This window comes from Paraburkholderia sp. RL17-337-BIB-A, assembly GCF_046025895.1.
In the GTDB taxonomy this organism is placed as follows: Bacteria; Pseudomonadota; Gammaproteobacteria; order Burkholderiales; family Burkholderiaceae; genus Paraburkholderia; species Paraburkholderia fungorum_C.
Map to the genome: position 1 here is coordinate 4,590,359 of NZ_JARESY010000001.1, position 19,088 is coordinate 4,609,446.

The 19,088-nt window shown below is 62.3% G+C and carries 16 protein-coding genes and 2 pseudogenes; 12 read left to right on the forward strand and 6 right to left on the reverse strand.

The features are described 5' to 3' along the window. Positions 1–75: 75 nt before the first annotated feature. A complete protein-coding gene (locus P0D84_RS20455; RefSeq protein ID WP_408339367.1) occupies positions 76–1,185 on the forward strand; it encodes a diguanylate cyclase in 1,110 nt (369 codons plus the stop codon). A gap of 104 nt (positions 1,186–1,289) precedes the next feature. On the opposite strand, the gene mdeB is transcribed toward P0D84_RS20455, so the two are convergent. Then, entirely contained in the window at positions 1,290–4,112 is a 2,823-nt protein-coding gene (gene mdeB / locus P0D84_RS20460) for an alpha-ketoglutarate dehydrogenase (protein WP_408339369.1), read from the reverse strand. A 152-nt stretch (positions 4,113–4,264) separates the two neighbouring features. Here mdeB and P0D84_RS20465 point away from each other — a divergent pair, with 152 nt between their 5' ends. Next, positions 4,265–4,792 carry an Lrp/AsnC family transcriptional regulator gene (locus P0D84_RS20465; protein ID WP_179735367.1) on the forward strand — a complete coding sequence of 176 codons (528 nt, stop codon included), beginning with the start codon at positions 4,265–4,267 and terminating at the stop codon, positions 4,790–4,792. Between the two features lie 117 nt (positions 4,793–4,909). Here the strand turns inward: P0D84_RS20465 and P0D84_RS20470 are convergent, their stop codons facing one another. Further along, the gene (locus tag P0D84_RS20470; RefSeq protein ID WP_408339372.1) at positions 4,910–5,722 is read right to left on the reverse strand and encodes an SDR family NAD(P)-dependent oxidoreductase; all 813 of its coding nucleotides are present in this window, start codon (positions 5,720–5,722) and stop codon (positions 4,910–4,912) included. 175 nt (positions 5,723–5,897) lie between these two features. Here P0D84_RS20470 and P0D84_RS20475 point away from each other — a divergent pair, with 175 nt between their 5' ends. Both P0D84_RS20475 and P0D84_RS20480 read left to right on the forward strand, forming a co-directional pair. Further along, the gene (locus tag P0D84_RS20475; RefSeq protein ID WP_408339375.1) at positions 5,898–6,833 is read left to right on the forward strand and encodes a GlxA family transcriptional regulator; all 936 of its coding nucleotides are present in this window, start codon (positions 5,898–5,900) and stop codon (positions 6,831–6,833) included. Between the two features lie 70 nt (positions 6,834–6,903). Beyond that, a complete protein-coding gene (locus tag P0D84_RS20480; protein ID WP_408339378.1) occupies positions 6,904–7,329 on the forward strand; it encodes an HIT family protein in 426 nt (141 codons plus the stop codon). 6 nt (positions 7,330–7,335) lie between these two features. Here P0D84_RS20480 and P0D84_RS20485 read toward each other — a convergent pair whose 3' ends face one another. Further along, on the reverse strand, positions 7,336–7,512 hold the full coding sequence (locus P0D84_RS20485) for a hypothetical protein (RefSeq protein WP_408339381.1): 177 nt from the start codon (positions 7,510–7,512) through the stop codon (positions 7,336–7,338). Positions 7,513–7,789: 277 nt separating this feature from the next. Between P0D84_RS20485 and speG the strand changes: the two genes are divergently transcribed. Then, positions 7,790–8,332: a spermidine N1-acetyltransferase gene (gene speG / locus P0D84_RS20490; RefSeq protein WP_408339384.1), complete on the forward strand. Its 543-nt coding sequence runs from the start codon at positions 7,790–7,792 to the stop codon at positions 8,330–8,332. 445 nt (positions 8,333–8,777) lie between these two features. Next, positions 8,778–9,116 carry a surface attachment protein Sap1 gene (gene sap1, locus P0D84_RS20495; RefSeq protein WP_408339387.1) on the forward strand — a complete coding sequence of 113 codons (339 nt, stop codon included), beginning with the start codon at positions 8,778–8,780 and terminating at the stop codon, positions 9,114–9,116. 251 nt (positions 9,117–9,367) lie between these two features. On the opposite strand, the gene P0D84_RS20500 is transcribed toward sap1, so the two are convergent. Both P0D84_RS20500 and P0D84_RS20505 read right to left on the reverse strand, forming a co-directional pair. Continuing rightward, positions 9,368–11,101, reverse strand: coding sequence for an IlvD/Edd family dehydratase (locus P0D84_RS20500; RefSeq protein WP_408339390.1), 1,734 nt, complete (start codon positions 11,099–11,101; stop codon positions 9,368–9,370). Between the two features lie 66 nt (positions 11,102–11,167). Beyond that, positions 11,168–11,548: pseudogene (locus P0D84_RS20505) on the reverse strand (ABC transporter permease subunit); the annotation flags it as partial. Between the two features lie 264 nt (positions 11,549–11,812). Between P0D84_RS20505 and P0D84_RS20510 the strand changes: the two are divergent. Then, positions 11,813–12,790, forward strand: coding sequence for a LysR family transcriptional regulator (locus tag P0D84_RS20510; RefSeq protein WP_408339392.1), 978 nt, complete (start codon positions 11,813–11,815; stop codon positions 12,788–12,790). A gap of 151 nt (positions 12,791–12,941) precedes the next feature. Further along, a complete protein-coding gene (locus tag P0D84_RS20515) occupies positions 12,942–13,499 on the forward strand; it encodes a YaeQ family protein (RefSeq protein WP_408339395.1) in 558 nt (185 codons plus the stop codon). Between the two features lie 103 nt (positions 13,500–13,602). Here the strand turns inward: P0D84_RS20515 and P0D84_RS20520 are convergent, their stop codons facing one another. Then, entirely contained in the window at positions 13,603–14,028 is a 426-nt protein-coding gene (locus tag P0D84_RS20520; RefSeq protein ID WP_408339397.1) for a VOC family protein, read from the reverse strand. Positions 14,029–14,423: 395 nt separating this feature from the next. Here P0D84_RS20520 and ada point away from each other — a divergent pair, with 395 nt between their 5' ends. From ada to gshA, 4 genes and pseudogenes are all read left to right on the forward strand, one after another. After that, a complete protein-coding gene (gene ada / locus P0D84_RS20525) occupies positions 14,424–15,620 on the forward strand; it encodes a bifunctional DNA-binding transcriptional regulator/O6-methylguanine-DNA methyltransferase Ada (protein WP_408339399.1) in 1,197 nt (398 codons plus the stop codon). Next, a complete protein-coding gene (locus tag P0D84_RS20530; RefSeq protein ID WP_408339401.1) occupies positions 15,617–16,534 on the forward strand; it encodes a DNA-3-methyladenine glycosylase family protein in 918 nt (305 codons plus the stop codon). Before ada ends, P0D84_RS20530 begins: the two co-directional genes overlap by 4 nt. A gap of 9 nt (positions 16,535–16,543) precedes the next feature. Further along, a pseudogene (locus tag P0D84_RS20535) lies at positions 16,544–16,686 on the forward strand (DNA-3-methyladenine glycosylase 2 family protein); the annotation flags it as partial. A 399-nt stretch (positions 16,687–17,085) separates the two neighbouring features. Then, a complete protein-coding gene (gshA, locus tag P0D84_RS20540; RefSeq protein WP_408339403.1) occupies positions 17,086–18,702 on the forward strand; it encodes a glutamate--cysteine ligase in 1,617 nt (538 codons plus the stop codon). Positions 18,703–19,088 lie beyond the last annotated feature (386 nt).

A 19,088-nucleotide genomic window follows, 5' to 3' on the forward strand; every position in this document is an offset into this window, starting at 1 on the left:
CAGGCGCACACTACCCGCACGTCGATCGCACATTAGCTCGCTACGATTCACTGAAATTTATTCTGGCTGACCAACATGGACACTTCCAAACCGCAACAGAACGCCAGCGCGCCGGATCTCGCCACACGCGACGCGAACGCGCAGACGTACGCGGAGGACGCGCCTAATAGCGCCATCGACGACGCGTTGGCGCGCATCCTCGGCAACCCGCCCGCGGCTGAGTGCCCGATCATGGTGCTGCTGGTCGACGATCAGGCGATCATCGCCGAGGCGATCCGTCAGGCGCTCGCCGATGAACCGAGCGTCGATTTCCATTACTGCGCGTCGCCCGAAGAAGCGGTGCACTGCGCGGCGGAAACCCGGGCCACGGTGATCCTGCAAGACCTCGTGATGCCCGGCACCGACGGCCTCACGCTCGTGCGGCAATACCGGCAGAATCCGGCGACGCGCGATATTCCGATCATCGTGCTGTCCACCAAGGAAGAGCCGCTGGTGAAGAGCGCGGCCTTCGCTGCGGGCGCGAACGACTATCTGGTGAAGCTGCCGGACCGCATCGAGTTGATCGCGCGGATTCGCTATCACTCACGCTCGTATCTGAATCTGCTGCAGCGTGACGAGGCTTATCGGGCGCTGCGTCAATCGCAACAGCAGTTGCTCGCCACCAATCTGGAATTGCAGCGGCTCACGCATTCGGACGGCTTGACGGGCTTGTCGAACCGCCGCTATCTCGATCAGTACCTCGCCGCTGAATGGCGTCGCGGGACGCGCGACAAGACCGGCCTCGGCTTCCTGATGATCGACGTGGATAACTTCAAGGCCTACAACGACACCTATGGGCACGTCGCCGGCGACGAAGTGCTCAAACAGGTCGCGCACACCGTCGAGTCGTGCCTGGGACGTTCGTCCGATCTCGCGGCGCGGTTTGGCGGTGAAGAGTTCGCGGTGGTGTTGCCGGGGGCGTCGTCGGGTGGCTTGCGCTTGCTGGCTGAAAAAATCCGCATTGCTATCGAGGCACTCGACATCCCGCATGCAGGCTCTGCGAGCGGTGTCGTGACGATCAGCATCGGTGCGGCGATGATCGTGCCGTCCGGCGCGGAGCCGGTGACGACACTGATCGAAGCCGCCGACGTCGGGCTGTATCGGGCGAAGCGGGATGGGAAGAATCAGGTGGCGGTGAGCGGCTGATTTTTTGCGCTGCGATTTGAGCGCTGCTAAGTGGCAACGCGCCTCGGCATGTCGCCGGGGCGCGTTTTTAATGGAAACGGCGCGGGTTCATTAGCCGTACTGCATCAGCATTGCCACGACGCAGCACCTGCTGGCGCATCGCCGCGATACTTGCTGCGTGCTTTTGCGAGCAGGCTTGCATCAATAGCGCTCTCGTCCGCCAGCGCCTTCAACGCCGCGATCACAATCGCTTTGCGATCCACTTCGAAGAACTCGCGCAACGCCTGGCGTGTGTCGCTGCGGCCGAAGCCATCGGTACCGAGCGTCACGTAGCGGCGCGGCATGTAGGCGCGGATCAGTTCCGGCACTGCGCGGACGTAGTCGGTCGCGGCGATGATTGGGCCTTGCGAGGCTTCGAGCGCTTTCGTCACGTACGGCGCATCTGTCGCCTCGCCAAGACGCGCGTTTCTCTCCGACGTCATCCCATCGCGCTGCAATTCGGTGAAGCTCGTCACGCTCCATACGGCGGCGTCGATCTGCCATTCATCCTTGAGCAGTTGCTGCGCCGCGATGACTTCGCCAAGGATCGCGCCTGCGCCGAGCAACTGTACTTGCGCTGAAGTTGCCTTGCGTCCGTGCCTCGTTGAGGTTGCTTCCTGCGTTTGCGTAGTCAACGTTGGCGCCTGCGTTTGCGTCGCCGAGGCAGCACCCTGCACTTGCGTGGCGAGCGGATAAATACCCTTAAGAATGCCCTCACGCAGCGTCTGCAAATCACCCCCCGGCACCGAAGGCTGCGCGTAGTTCTCGTTCATCACCGTCACGTAATAGAACACGTCGCGCTGTTGTTCGACCATCTCGCGCATGCCCTCGTCGACGATCGCGGCAAGCTCATAAGCGAACGCCGGATCGTACGCACGGCAGTTCGGAATCGTCGATGCCGCCAGATGGCTCGTGCCGTCCTGATGCTGCAACCCTTCGCCGCCGAGCGTCGTCTTGCCCGAGGTCGCGCCGATCAGGAAACCTCTCGCGCGTTGATCCGCTGCTGCCCAGATCAGATCGCCGATGCGCTGAAAGCCGAACATCGAGTAGTAAATGTAGAACGGCAGCATCGGCAGGTTATGCACGCTGTACGAAGTCGCCGCCGCGATCCACGACGACACCGCGCCCGCCTCCGAAATGCCCTCTTCGAGAATCTGCCCTTTGGTGTCCTCGCGGTAGTACAGCATCGAACCCAGATCTTCCGGCTCATACAACTGCCCAAGCGGCGAATAGATGCCGACCTGGCGGAACATGTTCGCCATGCCGAAGGTGCGGGCTTCATCGGCGACGATCGGCACCACGCGCGGGCCGACTTCGCGGTCCTTGAGCAGCGCGGTCAGCATGCGGACCAGCGCCATCGTCGTGGACATCTCGCGGCCGTTCGAATCCAGTGCGAATTGCCCCCAGGAAGACATCGGCGGGACGATCAGCCCCGTCGATGCAACTCTCCGCCTTCTGGGCAGATAGCCTCCCAAGGCAGCCCGGCGCGCATGCAGGTATTGCATCTCCGGGCTGTCGTCCGCGGGTTTGTAAAACTTCACCTGTTCGACGTCCTCATCCGTCAGCGGCAAACGGAAGCGGTCGCGAAACGCCTTCAGATCGTCGAAGCCGAGTTTCTTCTGCTGATGCGTGGTCATACGGCCCTGACCTGTCGTACCCATGCCGAAGCCCTTCATCGTCTTCGCGAGAATCACCGCCGGCTGGCCGCGATGCGCGAGCGCCTTCGCATACGCCGCGTGCAGCTTGCGCACGTCGTGGCCGCCGCGGCGCAGGCGGTCGATGTCGTCGTCGCTCAATTGCGCGGCGAGCGCGGCAAGCTCCGGGTTCTGGCCGAAGAAACGCTCGCGGTTGTACGCGCCGTCGTTGGCCGAGAAAGTCTGGAACTGGCCGTCGACGGTGTGTGCGAACGCTCGCAGCAACGCGCCGGTGCGGTCCCGCGAGAACAGCGCGTCCCAGTCCGAGCCCCACACCACCTTGATCACGTTCCAGCCGGCGCCGATGAAATGCGCTTCGAGTTCGTCGATGATCCGGCCGTTGCTGCGCACCGGACCATCCAGGCGCTGCAGATTGCAGTTGATCACGAACACGAGGTTATCGAGCCCTTCGCGCGCCGCGAGCGACAGCGCGCCGGTCGATTCCGGCTCGTCCATCTCGCCGTCGCCGAAGAAACCCCACACTTTGCGGCCATCGGTCTGCGCGAGGCCGCGGTTGGCGAGGTAGCGCATGAAGCGCGCTTGATAAATCGCGTTGATCGGGCCGATGCCCATCGAGCCGGTCGGGAACTGCCAGAAGTCCGGCATCAGCCAAGGGTGTGGATACGAGCACAGCCCGGGGCCACCGATCTCGCGACGATAGTGCTGCAGATTTTCCTCGGAGAGAAAGCCTTCGAGATAAGCCCGCGCATACACACCCGGCGACGAATGCGGCTGGAAGTACACGAGATCGCCCGTGCCCTCCTCGCCGCTCGGTGCCGCAGCGCGGAAGAAATGATTGAAGCCGACCTCGAACAGATCCGCCGCCGACGCATAACTCGCGATATGGCCGCCGAGTTCGCCGTAAGCCTGGTTTGCACGCACCACCATCGCGAGCGCATTCCAGCGCAGCGCGCCGGCAAGGCGCTCTTCGAGCTCGAGATTGCCGGGGTAGCGCGGCTGTTGCTCGAGCGGGATCGTGTTCTGGTACGGCGTGACGTTGGTCCGCGCCGATTCGACGCCCAGCGACAGCGCATGCCCCGCGAGCTTGTCGAACAGGAACTGCGCGCGATCCCGGCCGACATGCGCGACGACTGCATCGAGCGCTTCCAGCCATTCGGCGGTTTCCTGCGGGTCGGTATCTTCACGCTCCGCACGTTCAGCGCGCTGGAGATCCAAAGACCGCAACTGCTCGTTACCACTGGACAAATCCGTCATGGCGCCACTCCCGTATCCACACATCCGGCTCAAGATCGAGTGAGTCAATGGTACCCACGTGGTCACAAAATTAGCCTCTCATTTGCTTGCCACCGCGCGCTCCGATAGGCTATTTATTCCGGATTTCGCACCTGCCACGGAATATTTCATCTATGACCACGCCGCCCAGACGACTCGACCGCATCGACATCGGCATCCTGAGCCAGTTGCAGCAGAACGCGCGCATCACCAATGCGGATCTCGCCCGCTCGGTGAATCTGTCGCCCACGCCTTGCTTCAATCGCGTGCGTGCGCTCGAAAAGCTGGGTCTGTTCAAGCAGCAGGTCACATTGCTGAACCCGGAACCGCTCGGGCTGCGCATCAATGTGTTCATTCAGGTGAGTCTGGAAAAGCAGGTAGAAGACGCGCTGCTACGTTTCGAGCAGGCGATTTCGGAGCGCCCCGAGGTGATGGAGTGTTATCTGATGACGGGCGACGCCGACTATCTGTTGCGGGTAGTGATGCCGGATATGCAGACGCTGGAGCGCTTCATCGTCGACCATCTGACGAAGATTCCGGGCATTTCCAACATTCGTTCGAGCTTTGCGCTCAAGCAGGTGCGCTACAAGACGGCGTTGCCGCTGCCGTCGTCGGGACTGACGCTGGTCGATCCCGACGACGTGGCGACGGATTGGCGGTGAGCGTCCCGCGCGCCGCACTATGCCTCTGACCCACACGTATAGCGCGCAATGGACAACTTATGCGACGGGTGCTGCCACGCGGCGTTGAAGCGCGCCCAATCAGCCGCGTCAGACGCACTAAGCCGCCGCTGCCCCGCGCGAATAACGCGCAGCCGGCAGCTTATGCGATAGATTCGGCCCCAGATGCTGGCGAGCGGTGTTGAAGCGCTCCCAGTCGGCTGCATCCGGCAAGGACGGAATCGTCACCAGTTCGCCTTGATCGAGGCCGACGAGCGCGGCATCCACCATGTCCTCGGCGGTCATCACGATCTGCGTGGGCAGATGCTCGACCGCCAGACCCGCGCGGTCCCAGAACGCGGTGCTCGTGGCACCCGGCAGGACGGCCTGCAATTGCACGCCCTTGCCGCCCACTTCATGATGCAGCGACTGCGTCAGGTTCAACACGTAGGCCTTGGTGCCGCTGTAGGTGCCGTTCAGCAACTCCGGCGACAGCGCGACGACCGACGAAATATTGATCAGGACACCGTTACCCCGCTCCACGAAACCCGGCACGATCGCCGCCGTCAGGCGCGTCAGCGCCGTCACATTCAAGTCGATCATGAGTTCGAGCTGATCCACGTCCGAGTCGATTAGCGAAGCCGTCGCGCCGACGCCCGCGTTGTTGACCAGCATCGTGATGTTGCGGTCGGTCCGCAGACGTTCTTCGATGCGGCGCGTGTCGGCTTTGTCGGTGAGATCGGCGGCCACGATATCTATGTGCCGGCCGGTTTCGCCGGCGAGGCGCTCGGCCACGCCGGTGAGGCGCTTGACGTCGCGCGCCACCAGAATCAGGTCGTAACCGCGCCGCGCGAGGCGGTCCGCATACACCGCGCCGATGCCCGACGATGCGCCCGTAATCAATGCCGTGCCCTTGTTTGCTTGCGTTGCCATGTGAAGCTCTCCTTGCGGGCTGTGCGCGTCACGCCTGAGCCCTGATCGATGAATGGGAAAACCTGGTGCCACCGTCGCCCTGCCCTCTAGTTGGCGACGCGGTGTTGACGAGTGAAGTCTAGGCGCGTAGCCTTTTGTCTCAAATGTCATATTTACCTCGTTTTGGGACATCGCGATGAAACGCATTGGCGTGGTGGTTTTCCCCGGCTTCCAGATCCTCGATATGGTGGCGATCTCCGTGTTCGAGCTGGCGAACCTCGAGGCCGGTCAGCCGGAGTACGCGGTGGAAGTCATCTCCGAACAGGGCGGAATGGTGCGCAGTTCGTCGGGCGTCGAGATCGCAACGCAACCGTTCGGCGATCCGGCCTATGACACGGTGGTGGTAACGGGCTCGATGCAGATCGAGCCGTCATCGCCGGCGTTGCTGGCGTTTTTGAACGACGCGCTCGCGGTCTCGCGCCGCACCACCAGCATCTGCACCGGCGCCTTCGTGCTGGCCGAAGCCGGCATTCTGAACGGCCGGCACGCCACGACCCACTGGCACCATGCCCGCGAATTGCAGCGGCGCTTTCCCGAGACCCGTATCGACGACGATCGCATTTTCATCGTCGACGGCTCGGTGTGGACCTCGGCGGGCATGACGGCGTGCATCGACATGTGTCTGGCGCTGATCGAAAGCGATCTCGGCGTCGCGGTCTCGCGCGCCATCGCCAAGAAGCTCGTGGTCTATCATCGGCGCACCGGCGGGCAGTCGCAGTTCTCGGCCATGCTCGATCTGGAGCCGAAGTCCGACCGCATTCAGGACGCGCTGTCGTACGCCAAAAACCATCTGCGCGAGCCGTTGACGGTCGAACAGCTCGCCGACGTCGCGCATCTGAGCCCACGTCAGTTCAGCCGCGCCTTTCGCGACGAAACGCGCCAATCGCCGGCCAAGGCCATCGAGGCGCTGCGCGTGGAAGCCGCCCGCACCATGCTCGAAGCGGGCCGTCACTCGATGGAAGCGGTCGCCACCGAAACCGGCTTCATCGATACCGAACGGATGCGGCGCGCCTTTCTACGCGCGTTCGGCCAGCCGCCGCAAGCAATCAAACGCGCAGCACGCGCTTTGTAATAGATGTGGTGGACAATATTGCCGACAGCAGCTCACCTTTATTACCGACGGCAACCTACGAGGACGCGTGATGAACTACGACGACAGCAATCCCTTCGCGAAAATTCTGCGCGGCGAACTACCCTGCATCAAAGTGGCGGAAAGCGATGCGGCGCTGGCCTTCATGGACCTGATGGCGCAAGCCGACGGGCACGTGCTGATCGTGCCGAAGGAAGCAGCGGTTGAAATATTCGAGTTGTCGGATGCGTCGACAGTGGCCTGCATGCGCATGGCACAGAAACTCGCCATTGCCATTCGCGCGGCCCTGCGCCCGGACGGCGTGTTCATCGGACAATTCAATGGCGCCGCAGCGGGACAAACGGTACCGCACGTGCATTTTCACGTGATCCCGCGCTGGGAAGGACAACCGCTACGCATGCATGCACGCGAGGCCGCCGATGCGGCCACGCTCGAAGCGCTGGCCAAGCGCATTCGCGACCATTGGCGCGCCCACTGACGCTACCTACAGCCGATGCCGCCAGCGGCGCAGCGGATGCCGCCAGTCGCGGCGAGGTTTCACGGGCTCGAGATGGATGTCGTGCAGATGCCGATGTTCCTGCCACAATTCGTCGGAGAAAAGAAACGCGACGATGAGCAGCGGGATGACCAGAAAGGCGCCTAATATCAAGTGCTCAATCACGGTAGCCTCCATCGCAAGAGCATGATTTCATTGTAGAGCACCGCATGTGCCACACAGTGCCGTGTCCCTCACAAACTTGCGACAGGCGTCCGGCGACAACGCGACGCCCTAGCCTCGCCGAACCCGCGCGGCGCCTCGCACTTGCAAGAATGCGCGGCACCAGCGCCGGGCATTGCAAGAACTCCCCTCCGCCGAGCTCGGACTAACAGGAAACGCAAGGCCTGAGCGCTCACGCTGAGCGTGCGCACTCAAACCAATAATTCTCAAGGGGAATCCAATGATTATCGAACGCAGCAGCGAACTGACCCTGCGCCCGCTCGAACGCACCGATTTGCGTTTTGTCCACGAAGTGAACAACAACGCAAAGATCATGCGTTACTGGTTCGAAGAGCCCTATGAAACGTTCTCCGAACTGACCCAACTGTACGACCAGCACGTGCACGATCTGCGCGAGCGCCGCTTCGTGGCGATCGACAACGAAGGCCAAACCGTCGGCGTCGTCGAATTGATCGAGCTCGACTACATTCACCGGCGCGGCGAGTTTCAGATCATCATCGCGCCGCATGCGCAAGGCCGCGGCTACGCCACGGTCGCCACGCAGCTCGCGATTGACTACGCGTTCTCGGTGCTGAATCTGCGCAAGGTCTACCTGATCGTCGACAAGTCGAATACCGCTGCCATCCACGTCTATGAGAAGTGCGGTTTCCGGCATGAGGCCGAGCTAATCGAGGAGTTTTTCGGCAATGGCAGCTATCACAATGCGTTGCGCATGTGCATGTTTCAGTCCGAGTTCTTCAAGATCAATCAGCACAACCTGTGACCTCAACCTGCGTCGCCCAGATGCGCCATGCCGCATCGCCTGGCGCACCTGGCACCTTTTATCTTCTGCAAGTACGCCGTTATTTCGTGATTTCTGATTAGTCGGGTGAATGACTTTGTGTGCAATGCACCAAGTTCATCCCGTAATTGTATTAATCCACTTAATTAGAGCATCTCGTTTACGCGAATACCTGCCGCAAAGCTTTACTGGTTAAAGCGACGCGTCCCACCCGTCCTTTAGTTATCCGTTGCATTCCACCCTGTCCAACCTGTTGCCCAAGGTTTAAGCAGGTGCGGCCGGTGGCGCGACAATTCGCCGCTGTTGCGACCGCACACAAGATGTGCTTGTCGTTCTTGCATGTTCTCCTAAAGTGCAAGATGCGGGTTCGACGTTAAAGTTAAATACATAGCTAACCTGAATATTCAACCCGCACCGGAGGAAAAATATGAAAACGCGAATCGCCCTTGTTTTTGCCATTGCGGGTTTGGCTGCCGCTTCTGTTCAGGCGCAAGACGTTGTAGTCAAGCCGCAGCAAACCATCCAGTTCAAGGCTAACGGGTATGGCTGCCTGTCGAAGGACAAGCTAGACGCCGCCGACCAGCATGCTCAAGCCGGTGAACAGCAAAAAATGCAGGAACTCTTCTCCGGATATCAATGTGTTTCCACGCCGGAAAATTCGAGTTTCCGCGTAGTGCGCGTCGTCGGCCATGACGTGGAATTCGTGAATTCCGGCAATAGCGATACGCAAGGCCTATGGGCAAACGATCGATTCATCAAACAATAAACTAAACGCCAACGCTCCGGCGGAATGCCGGAGTTTGATTTTGTGCCATAAATCCTCCGGCTTAAAAGCCTGAGGCGGTGAACCTGTGAGTTAAAAATCGGCTGGGCATTGAAATGCCCGGCCGATTTTATTTCCACGGGCATTTTCTGTGATGTGAAGCCGGTAAAAAAGCCGATGCGGCGTTTCGATCCGCATCGGCAGTACGCCTTCTCGCAAAGCGCAGGAACAACCCTTAACCGTTCAAACGGCGATCAATGCGAATCGCGCGGCACCGGCGCGCCGCTCGAACCCACCAGAAAGTCCAGATCCGCGCCCTGGTCGGCTTGCAGCACGTGCTCGACGTAGAGCTTGTAGTAACCGCGCGTGGGTGGCGCAGGCGGCTGCCAGGCAGCGCGGCGGCGTTCCAGTTCGGCGTCGCTGACGTCCAGATGAAGACGGCGCGCTTCGACGTCGAGTTCGATCATGTCACCGGTTTGCACGAACGCGAGCGGGCCGCCCGCGGCCGCTTCCGGCGACACATGCAGCACCACCGCGCCGTAGGCCGTGCCGCTCATCCGGCCGTCAGAAATACGCACCATGTCCGTGATGCCTTTTTGCAGCACCTTCTTCGGCAGCGGCATGTTGCCGACTTCGGCAAAACCCGGGTAACCCTTCGGCCCCGCGCCCTTGAGCACCATGATGCAGTGCTCGTCGATATCGAGCGACTCGTCGTCGATCTTCGCGTGGAATTCCTCGATGTTCTCGAACACCACCGCGCGGCCGCGATGCTTCAGCAGATGCGCGGTGGCCGCCGAAGGCTTGATCACCGCGCCATTCGGCGCCAGGTTGCCCTTGAGCACCGCAATGCCGGCCTTCGGCTTGAACGGCTCGGCGAACGTCGTGATGACCTTCTCGTCGTGATTCGGGGCGTTGCGCACGTTGTCCCAGAGCGTCTTGCCGTTCACCGTCAACGCGTCTTTATGCAAGAGCCCTTGTTCACCGAGTTGCTTCAGCACGGCCGGCAAACCGCCTGCGTAGTAAAAGTCTTCCATCAGGTATTCGCCTGACGGTTGCAGATTCACGAGACACGGGACGTTCGAGCCGAGCTCCCAGTCTTCCAGCGAAAGCTCGACGCCGATGCGCTTCGCGAGCGCGATCAGGTGCACCACCGCATTGGTCGAGCCGCCGATCGCCGCATTCGTGCGGATCGCGTTTTCAAACGCCTGGCGCGTGAGGATCTTGTCCATCGTCAGATCCTCTCGAACCATATCGACAATGCGGCGCCCCGCGAGATGCGCGAGCACTTGCCGGCGTGCATCGACCGCCGGAATCGCCGCGTTGTGCGGCAAGCCCATGCCGAGCGATTCGACCATCGACGCCATCGTCGACGCTGTGCCCATCGTCATGCAGTGGCCACGCGAGCGGTTCATGCACGACTCGGCTTCGGTGAATTCCTCCTGCGTCATCGTGCCGGCGCGCACTTCCTCGGACATCTGCCAGACACCCGTGCCGGAGCCGATGTTCTTGCCGCGAAAACGGCCATTGAGCATCGGGCCGCCGGACACCGCCAGCGCGGGCAGATTGCACGACGCCGCGCCCATCAGCAACGCAGGCGTGGTCTTGTCGCAGCCGACCAGCAAAATCACGCCGTCCATCGGATTGCCGCGAATCGACTCCTCGACGTCCATTGAGGCGAGGTTGCGAAACAGCATCGCGGTAGGCCGCAAATTGGTTTCGCCGAGCGACATCACCGGAAACTCGAGCGGCAAACCGCCCGCTTCGTGCACGCCTTTTTTCACGTACTCGGCGAGCTCGCGAAAATGCGCGTTACAAGGCGTCAGTTCCGACCACGTATTGCAGATGCCGATCACCGGACGTCCGTCGAATTCGTCGTGCGGAATACCCTGGTTTTTCATCCACGAGCGATGCAGAAAACCGTCGCGGTCCTTGAGGCCGAACCACGCCTGGCTGCGCAGCGGCTTTTTAGTCTGGTTCGAATCAGCCATGAAATCTCCTGTTGGCAAGCATGTAGAGCGGGGCGCCCAGCCCGGGGCGCGTTAGTGCATCCTGCGTCAGTGCACGCGCTTGCTGCGGCGGAACTGATCGAACAGCACCGCGAGCAGCAGAATCCCGCCGCGAATCAGGTATTGGTAGAAGGTCGGCACGTTCATCAGGCTCATCGCGTCCTGCACGGAACCCATGATCAGCACGCCGACCAGCACACCGGAAATCGTCGCGACGCCGCCCGTCAGCGAGACGCCGCCGAGCACGCATGCGGAGATCACGCCGAGTTCGAGACCGACCGAGGTTTTCGGGTCGCCCAGACTCATGCGCGACGCCAGCATCACGCCGGCAAAGCCCGTTATCAGCCCCTGCAATACGAACACTGTGAGCTTGATACGGGTGACAGGCAAGCCGGCCAGCAAAGCGGCCTCACTATTGCCGCCAAGGGCCGGGGCCGTGGTCGCGCCGGTCTCCCAACCGCCATTGATGTAATGGCGGAACGGACTGGCAACGAGGGGGACGAGTGGATCGCGATTCATCGTGGGAGGACGTCGCATGGGAAACTCAGAAAGTCCACGAATGGTATGAGTCGTCCCAATAACTTTCCAATCCCTTTTTAGGACATCCCGATATCAATTTCGACATGGCATCATGGAGACTCACGACGGCAAATCGTCCAACAGACGGCCTCAGGCTGCACACGGAGACACGCCATGACGCGTAGCTACTCGAACTGGTTCGTGCGGGCGCGGCTCAAGACGCGGCAGTTGCTGCTGCTCGCGGCGATGGAAGAGGAGGGCAATGTCAGGCGGGCCGCTGACGTGCTAGGCATGACTCAGCCGGCCGCGTCGCGGCTTCTGAAAGAGCTGGAGGACATGCTGGAGGTGAGCCTGTTCGACCGCACGCCGCACGGCATGCACGCCACCCTGTACGGCGAAGTGATGATCCGTCACGCGCGCATGGTGCTCTCGAATCTCAGCCACGCGCACGACGAAATCTCCGCACTGCGCGCCGGCCTGGCCGGCCAGGTGCGCATCGGCGTGATCGCCGCAGCCGCCGCGACGATGGTGCCGCGTGCCATTGCCAGCGTGAAAGAACGTTATCCCCAGTTGCAAATCTGGGTGGAGGTCGAGACCTCAGACGCGATGCTGCCGAGGCTCGCCGAGGGCGAACTGGACATCATGATTGGCCGGGTCTTGGAGCGGCAAAACCAGTTCAAGGCCGAAGTCCGTTATGAGCCGCTTGCCGACGAACCGCTGTGCGTGGTGGCGCGTCCCGGCCATCCTCTCGAAAATGAAACAGGTTTGACACTGCGGGGAATCGTCAACGCGAGTTGGGTTTTGCACCCGCCGGGCAGCGTTTTGCGCCATCGCTTTGATCTGATGTTTTCGCAGATCGGACTCAATCCGCCTCAAAACGTGGTCAATACCAACAATTTTCTGGCGATTTCGAGCTTACTGCTCCAAAGCGACATGTTGGCGGTTTTACCCGATGAAGTGGCGCGTCAATACCAACAGTATGGTGTTCTCAAGCAGGTACCGATCGATTTACCGTGCAGAATGGATACATTCGGTATCATCACGCGCCAGTCCCATCTGCTTTCGCCGGCGGCCTCCGTCGTGCTGGAAGCCTTGCGGGGAGCCGCTGCCGAGGTCTACGGCACCGCTTTCGAGCCGGCAGTGGCGCGATAAATGCTTCTCCCGTTGCGACAGTCGCAATTGCGGCCGGACGTCGGCTCGGGAGGAACACAAGATGTACAACACACACGGAAAACGGCAACGAGCCGTCGACGACTCTTTTTCTGTTCGCTCCGGTGGAGCGAGCGCCTGGTTTAGTAACGGCATGGCTCTCAAATCGACGATTTACAAAGCGGAACTCCAGATCGCCAACATGGACCGGCACTATTACGCCGACCATTCCCTGACGATCGCCCGCCATCCCTCGGAAACCGACGAACGGATGATGGTTCGGCTCGCCGCATTCGCGCTGTTCGCGCAGGAACGCCTTGAATTCTGCAAGGGTTTGTCGGATATCGACGAGCCGGATTTGTGGCAGAAGGACCTCACCGGCGCGATCGAAACCTGGATCGAAGTCGGCCAGCCCGACGAACGCCGCATCGCCAAGGCGAGCGGCCGCTCGAACGAGGTGATCGTGATCGCCTATGGTGGCCGCACCTCGGATATCTGGTGGCAAGGTGTGCGCAGCAAGGTGGAACGCATGCGCAATGTGACGGTATGGACACTCGGCGAAGACATCGCCGCGGCGCTCGGCATGCTCGCCGAGCGGACCATGCGTCTGCAATGCACCGTGCAAGACGGCGAGGCATGGCTTGGCAGCGCAGAGGCCGATGCGGTGAAAATCGAGTGGACGGTGTTGAAGGCGCCCGCCAACGCCTGGTAGCGTCATGCTGCCGCTGGGTTCGTCTGCGGCTTGTGTGCGCGTCTGTCTGTCTTGACGCTGGCCGCCTGTTACATCATCCGCCGCAAGGCTGCGGCCATGCCCATTACAACGACGTCACACGCGCCGCTTCGGGCGGCCCTTTGAGCTCGACCATATTGCCTTCCGGGTCGAACAGATACAGCGACTGCCCAAATCCGTCCGCGCCGTAGCGCAAAGCCGGCTCGCCGGGCCGCGCGCCGTGTTCGGCCAGATGCGCCTTGAGCGCCTCGGCGTCGAAAGGATCGACGCGCAAACACACGTGATCCATATTCCGCCCCGCACCCGGCACGCCGTTTTCGGGGTGATCGAGCTTCGCGCCGACCTTCAACAGGTCGATCAGCGAGCGCCCCGCGCGCAATTGCGTCAGGCCCAGATCGGGCTGGTCCTTTTCGACGCTGCAACCAAGCACCTCGCAATAGAAGCGCGTCATGTCCGGAACGTTCGACGCCCGAATGACGATGTGATCGATCTCGCGAATGTGGATTCTCATTTCCAACGCCCCTTGCTCGGTCCGCAGAATGGATGAATAGCCACCAGTGTAGAAGAAAGAAAGGCGCGACGAGAGCAGCCGTAACCGTCCCTTGAGGGACGGATCACAATCCTACAGACGAAAAAAAGCCCGCTCTATGTGGAGCGGGCTGAATCCATATCAGGAGGAGACATGGAGGAGACAAGTACTAATATACACATGGGCTTGGTGCGACGCAATAACTTTTTAAGGGAAAACCCGATATCGGGCCAAAATGTCGCAGTTTGAGGCGAAACGAGCGCCTGGCGCGGCTTCCGGCCTACGGGGAAGCGCAATGACAGAGCAAGAACCGGAGCGTAGTGTGTCGGCATGCGGCCTACATTGGTGAGCATCGACATTGCCTTTCCGGGACCATCATGAACCGCACTGACCGTACTGACACCGCAGATACCGCCGATACCGGCAGCGAAATGGCCGTCGGCACTAGCCGCTGGAGCACCGACGCCGACCGTTGGGAAGCCGTCACCCGCCGCGAGCCGCAGGCCGACGGCGCGTTCTTCTACGCCGTCAAAACGACGGGGGTGTTCTGCCGGCCGTCGTGCGCGTCGCGCCAGCCGCGTCGCGAAAACGTCGCTTTCTTTACCGACGCCAACGCCGCGCGCGCCGCGGGCTATCGGGACTGCAAGCGCTGCCAGCCCGGCGGCCTGCCGCGCGAACTGGAGATCGTCAATCGCGCTTGCGCCGCGCTGGATGCCGACCCTCAGCAACGCCTCACGCTCGCGCAATTGAGCGATGCGGTGCACGTCAGCCCATTCCACTTGCAGCGTCTGTTCAAGCGCGTGGTAGGCGTGTCGCCGCGTCAGTATCAGGCCGCGCAGCGCGGCGCAGCGTTGCGCGATGCGCTACAGAGCGGGTCCGACGTGACGCGCGCCACGCTCGATGCCGGCTTCGGCTCGCCGTCGCGGATGTACGACAGCGCCTCGGCGGAACTGGGCATGGCGCCGTCCGCGTTTCGCCGCAAGGGCGCTGGGCTCACCGTGCGCTATGCCAGCGCGTCGACTTCGCTGGGTTTCGTGCTGGTAGCCGCGACCGACAAGGGCATCTGCAAAATCGGTTTCGGCGACGATGCCGCGATACTCGCCGACGAACTGCGCGGCAAGTTCGCCAACGCCGATCTGGTCGAAGACGCAGCGCGCCTCGCGCCGTTCATCGCGCAGATCGATGCCTATCTGCGCGGGAGTCGTCAGGATTTCGATCTGCCCTTGGATATCGCCGCCACCGCGTTCCGCCAACGTGTTTGGGACGCGCTGCGGCGCATTCCCTACGGTGAGACGCGCAGCTATTCCCAGATCGCGGAAGCGGTCGGCGCACCCCGCGCCGTGCGCGCGGTGGCGAGCGCGTGCGCGACGAATCCGGTCGCGTTGGCGATTCCCTGCCATCGCGTCGTGCAGAAGGGCGGGGCGCTGGCGGGATATCGCTGGGGCCTGCCGCGCAAGGCCGCGCTGCTCGATAACGAGGCCCAGCATGCAGGCGATGTTTCGCTTGTTGAACGTGACCGCCGCGAGCGCGCCACCCTGACTGCAACCACCACCAACCTGGACCACGCCGCGTGAGCACGCTTGACGACGTCGCAACACTCGAACTGCCATTCAAAGCGCCCTTCGACTGGCCGCGCCTGCTGCGTTTTTTCGGCGGACGCGCGACACCCGGCGTCGAAGCCGTCGAAGACGGTGCCTACCGCCGCGCGATCGACTGGGCCGGCGACAGCGGCACGCTGACCGTGCGCCTTCATCCGCGCAAGCGCTGCATCGTCGCGAACATCGACGGTCCCGCTAGCCGTCATGCCGATGCACTCGTCGCGCCGATCGCGAGGATGTTCGACCTGCACGCCGACCCGAAGAAGATCGGCGCCGAACTTGCCGCCGATCCATGGCTCGCGCCGTTGATCGAAGCCGTGCCAGGCTTGCGGGTGCCGGGCGCGTGGTCGGGCTTCGAGCTGGTGGTCCGCGCGATTGTCGGGCAGCAGGTCAGCGTGAAGGCGGCAACCACCATCATCGGGCGATTGGTGCAGCGTGCCGGCGAACGTATCGAAGGTCATCCGCATGAGAACACCGCATGGCGGTTTCCAACGCCCGCCGCGCTCGCGACTGTGGATCTGGAAAAGATCGGCATGCCGGGTAAACGCGTAGCGGCATTGCAAGGCTTTGCTCAGGCGGTCGCTTCAGGCGACGTGCCGCTCGACAGCGGCGTCGCCGACGCCGACGGTTTGCGCGCGGCCTTGCTCGCGCTGCCGGGCATCGGTCCATGGACGGTGGAATATGTGGCGATGCGGGCATGGCGCGACGCCGATGCGTGGCCCGCATGGGACCTCGTGCTGATGCAGTCGATCTGCGCGCGCGACCCGTCGCTCGTGCGGCCTACGCAGCAACGCACCCGCACCGACGCCTGGCGGCCGTGGCGCGCGTATGCGGCCATGCATTTGTGGAACGAGGTGGCGGACCGGGCGGGTGCGGCACGCGGCGGCTGAGGTCGTGTGGCAATCTGCGCGCGCGACCCGTCGCTCGTGCGGCCTACGCAGCAACGCACCCGCACCGACGCCTGGCGGCCGTGGCGCGCGTATGCGGCCATGCATTTGTGGAGCGAGGTGGCGACCGGGCAGGTGCGGCGCGCGGCGGCTGAGGTCATGTGGCAGTCAGGGAGCGACGCTAGCGAGCGGGGACGGCGCCCCAGCTCGGCGGTTGAGGTCATATCGCACACAACAGGACCGCACAAGTTGGCGGACTGGCAGCTGGCGCCCCCGCGCCGCGGATGAGGCTGTACCTCATTCGGGGACAAACGCGAATCGCGCATCGGGCGCACGGCGGGTAGAGTAACGAGGCGCAGGGCCGGCCCTCTTTTGTCCTGAAAATAGGCCGGATTGTGGCGTCCGTGGGCCCGCCGAAGCGGCCTCAAGCAGCCGCCGTGGCGAGATGTTAAAGTGCCCGCTACCTGAAAATTCCGCCGAACGTTGTCAACCGCGCCGTGCTGCATGGAGCAGCGAAGCGGCACATGGCGGCCGACAACGCCCGACTTGCATCAATGCCAAACACGACACCTTCCCGCACGACCGACGCGTTCTCGCACCGCCTGTCCGTGCTGACCTCCGGCCCGCAGCCCGATGCGCTGATACGCGGCCTGCGCGGCATCGAAAAGGAAAGCCTGCGCGTGACGCACGACGGCCAGCTGGCCATGACGCCGCATCCGCGCGCGCTCGGTTCGGCGCTTACGCATCCATCGCTCACCACCGACTATTCCGAAGCACTCCTCGAATTGATCACGCCGGCCGAGAACGACGTCGCGATCACGCTTGAAAAGCTGGATACGCTGCATCGTTTCGTCTACGCCGAACTCGGCGACGAGATCTTGTGGAACAACTCCATGCCGGGCCTGCTGCCCGAAACGGACGACGGCATTCCGATCGCGCATTACGGCACGTCGAACATCGGCAAACTGAAGTACGTGTACCGCATTGGCCTGGCGCTCCGTTACGGCCGCACGATGCAGTGCATTGCGGGCATCCACTACAACTATTCGCTGAACGAAGAAGTGTGGCGGGTGTTGCATGCCGACCAGCAATCCACGGCAAACGCCGTCGATTTCCAGTCCGACCGTTATCTCGCGCTGATCCGCAATTTCCGCCGCACCAACTGGCTGCTGATGTACCTGTTCGGCGCGTCGCCGGCGCTGGATCGCCGATTCCTCCGTGATCGCGAACACACGCTCGAAACGTTCGACGCCGACACGCTGTATCGCCCGTACGCGACCAGCTTGCGCATGAGCGATCTCGGCTACTCGAACACCACCGCGCAAGCCGCACTGCATGCCGACTACGACACGCTGCCGGGCTACCTCGACGCGCTCGCGAAGGCCGTGAGCCAGCCGTACCCCGCGTATGAGGCGATCGGCACACAGCGCGACGGCGAGTGGGTGCAGATCAACACGAACGTGCTGCAGATCGAAAACGAGTTCTACTCGACGATCCGTCCGAAGCGCATCACGCATCCGGGCGAGCGTCCGCTGCATGCGTTGGCTGCGCGTGGCGTGCAATATGTCGAAGTGCGTTGCATGGACATCGACCCATTCGAGCCGACTGGCATCTCGCTGGAGACATCGCGTTTTCTCGACGCTTATCTGCTGGTCTGCGCGCTCGACGAAAGCGCGCCGCTGCCGCCGCACGCGTACGCGGAGGCGAATCAGAACTTCGGCCGCGTGACGATGGAAGGCCGCAAGCCGGACCTCGAATTGACACGCGACGGCAGCCCGATTGCGATGACGGATTGGGCGAACGAACTGCTCGTCAAGATCGACGCAGCCGCGGCAACGCTCGACGCCTTGCACGGCGGCGACGCGCACGCACGCGCCGTGGCGGTTCAGCGCACGAAACTGGCGGACGCATCGCTGACGCCGTCCGCACGCGTATTGCAGACGATGCGCGACAAGCAGCAGAGCTTCCTCGCGTTTGCTCTTGAACAAAGTGAAGTGCACGCCGCCTATTTCCGTTCGCGTCCGCTGGATGCTGCGCAGACGAAGGAATTCACCGACCTTGCAGCACAATCGCTTGCAGAGCAGGCCAAACTTGAACGGGAAGAGGTGGGTTCGTTCGACGCATTTGTTGCGGCATACCGGGCGTACACGCTGAACCGGTTTAGCGTCTGAACGGCGCGGCAGACCATAGGCCAATACTGTTTGGCTAACGCTGAAGGGCACAGACTGCTGACCAACCCCACGTTTTTCGGAGCGTGGGGTTTTGTTTTTCAGGCGCGGCGAATCGCTTGTGCGGAGCGCGAGTTTGAGGGCCAGCAGGGCCAGTCTCAAACGCGGAGCGAACGACGCAGACTGCCGACCAACCCCACGTGTTTCGCCGCGTGGGGTTTTATTTTTCAGGCGCGCCGAATCGCTGTGCGAAGCGCGCGTTCGAGGGGCCAGCAAGGCCAGTCTCAATGTGGAACGGGAAGTGGCCTTGGGGCTGTGTCTTTGCATAGGTAACGTCTACGCGAAGGGGAGGGTGATGTCTGGCCACACCGGCAAAATCTCCCCTTGTT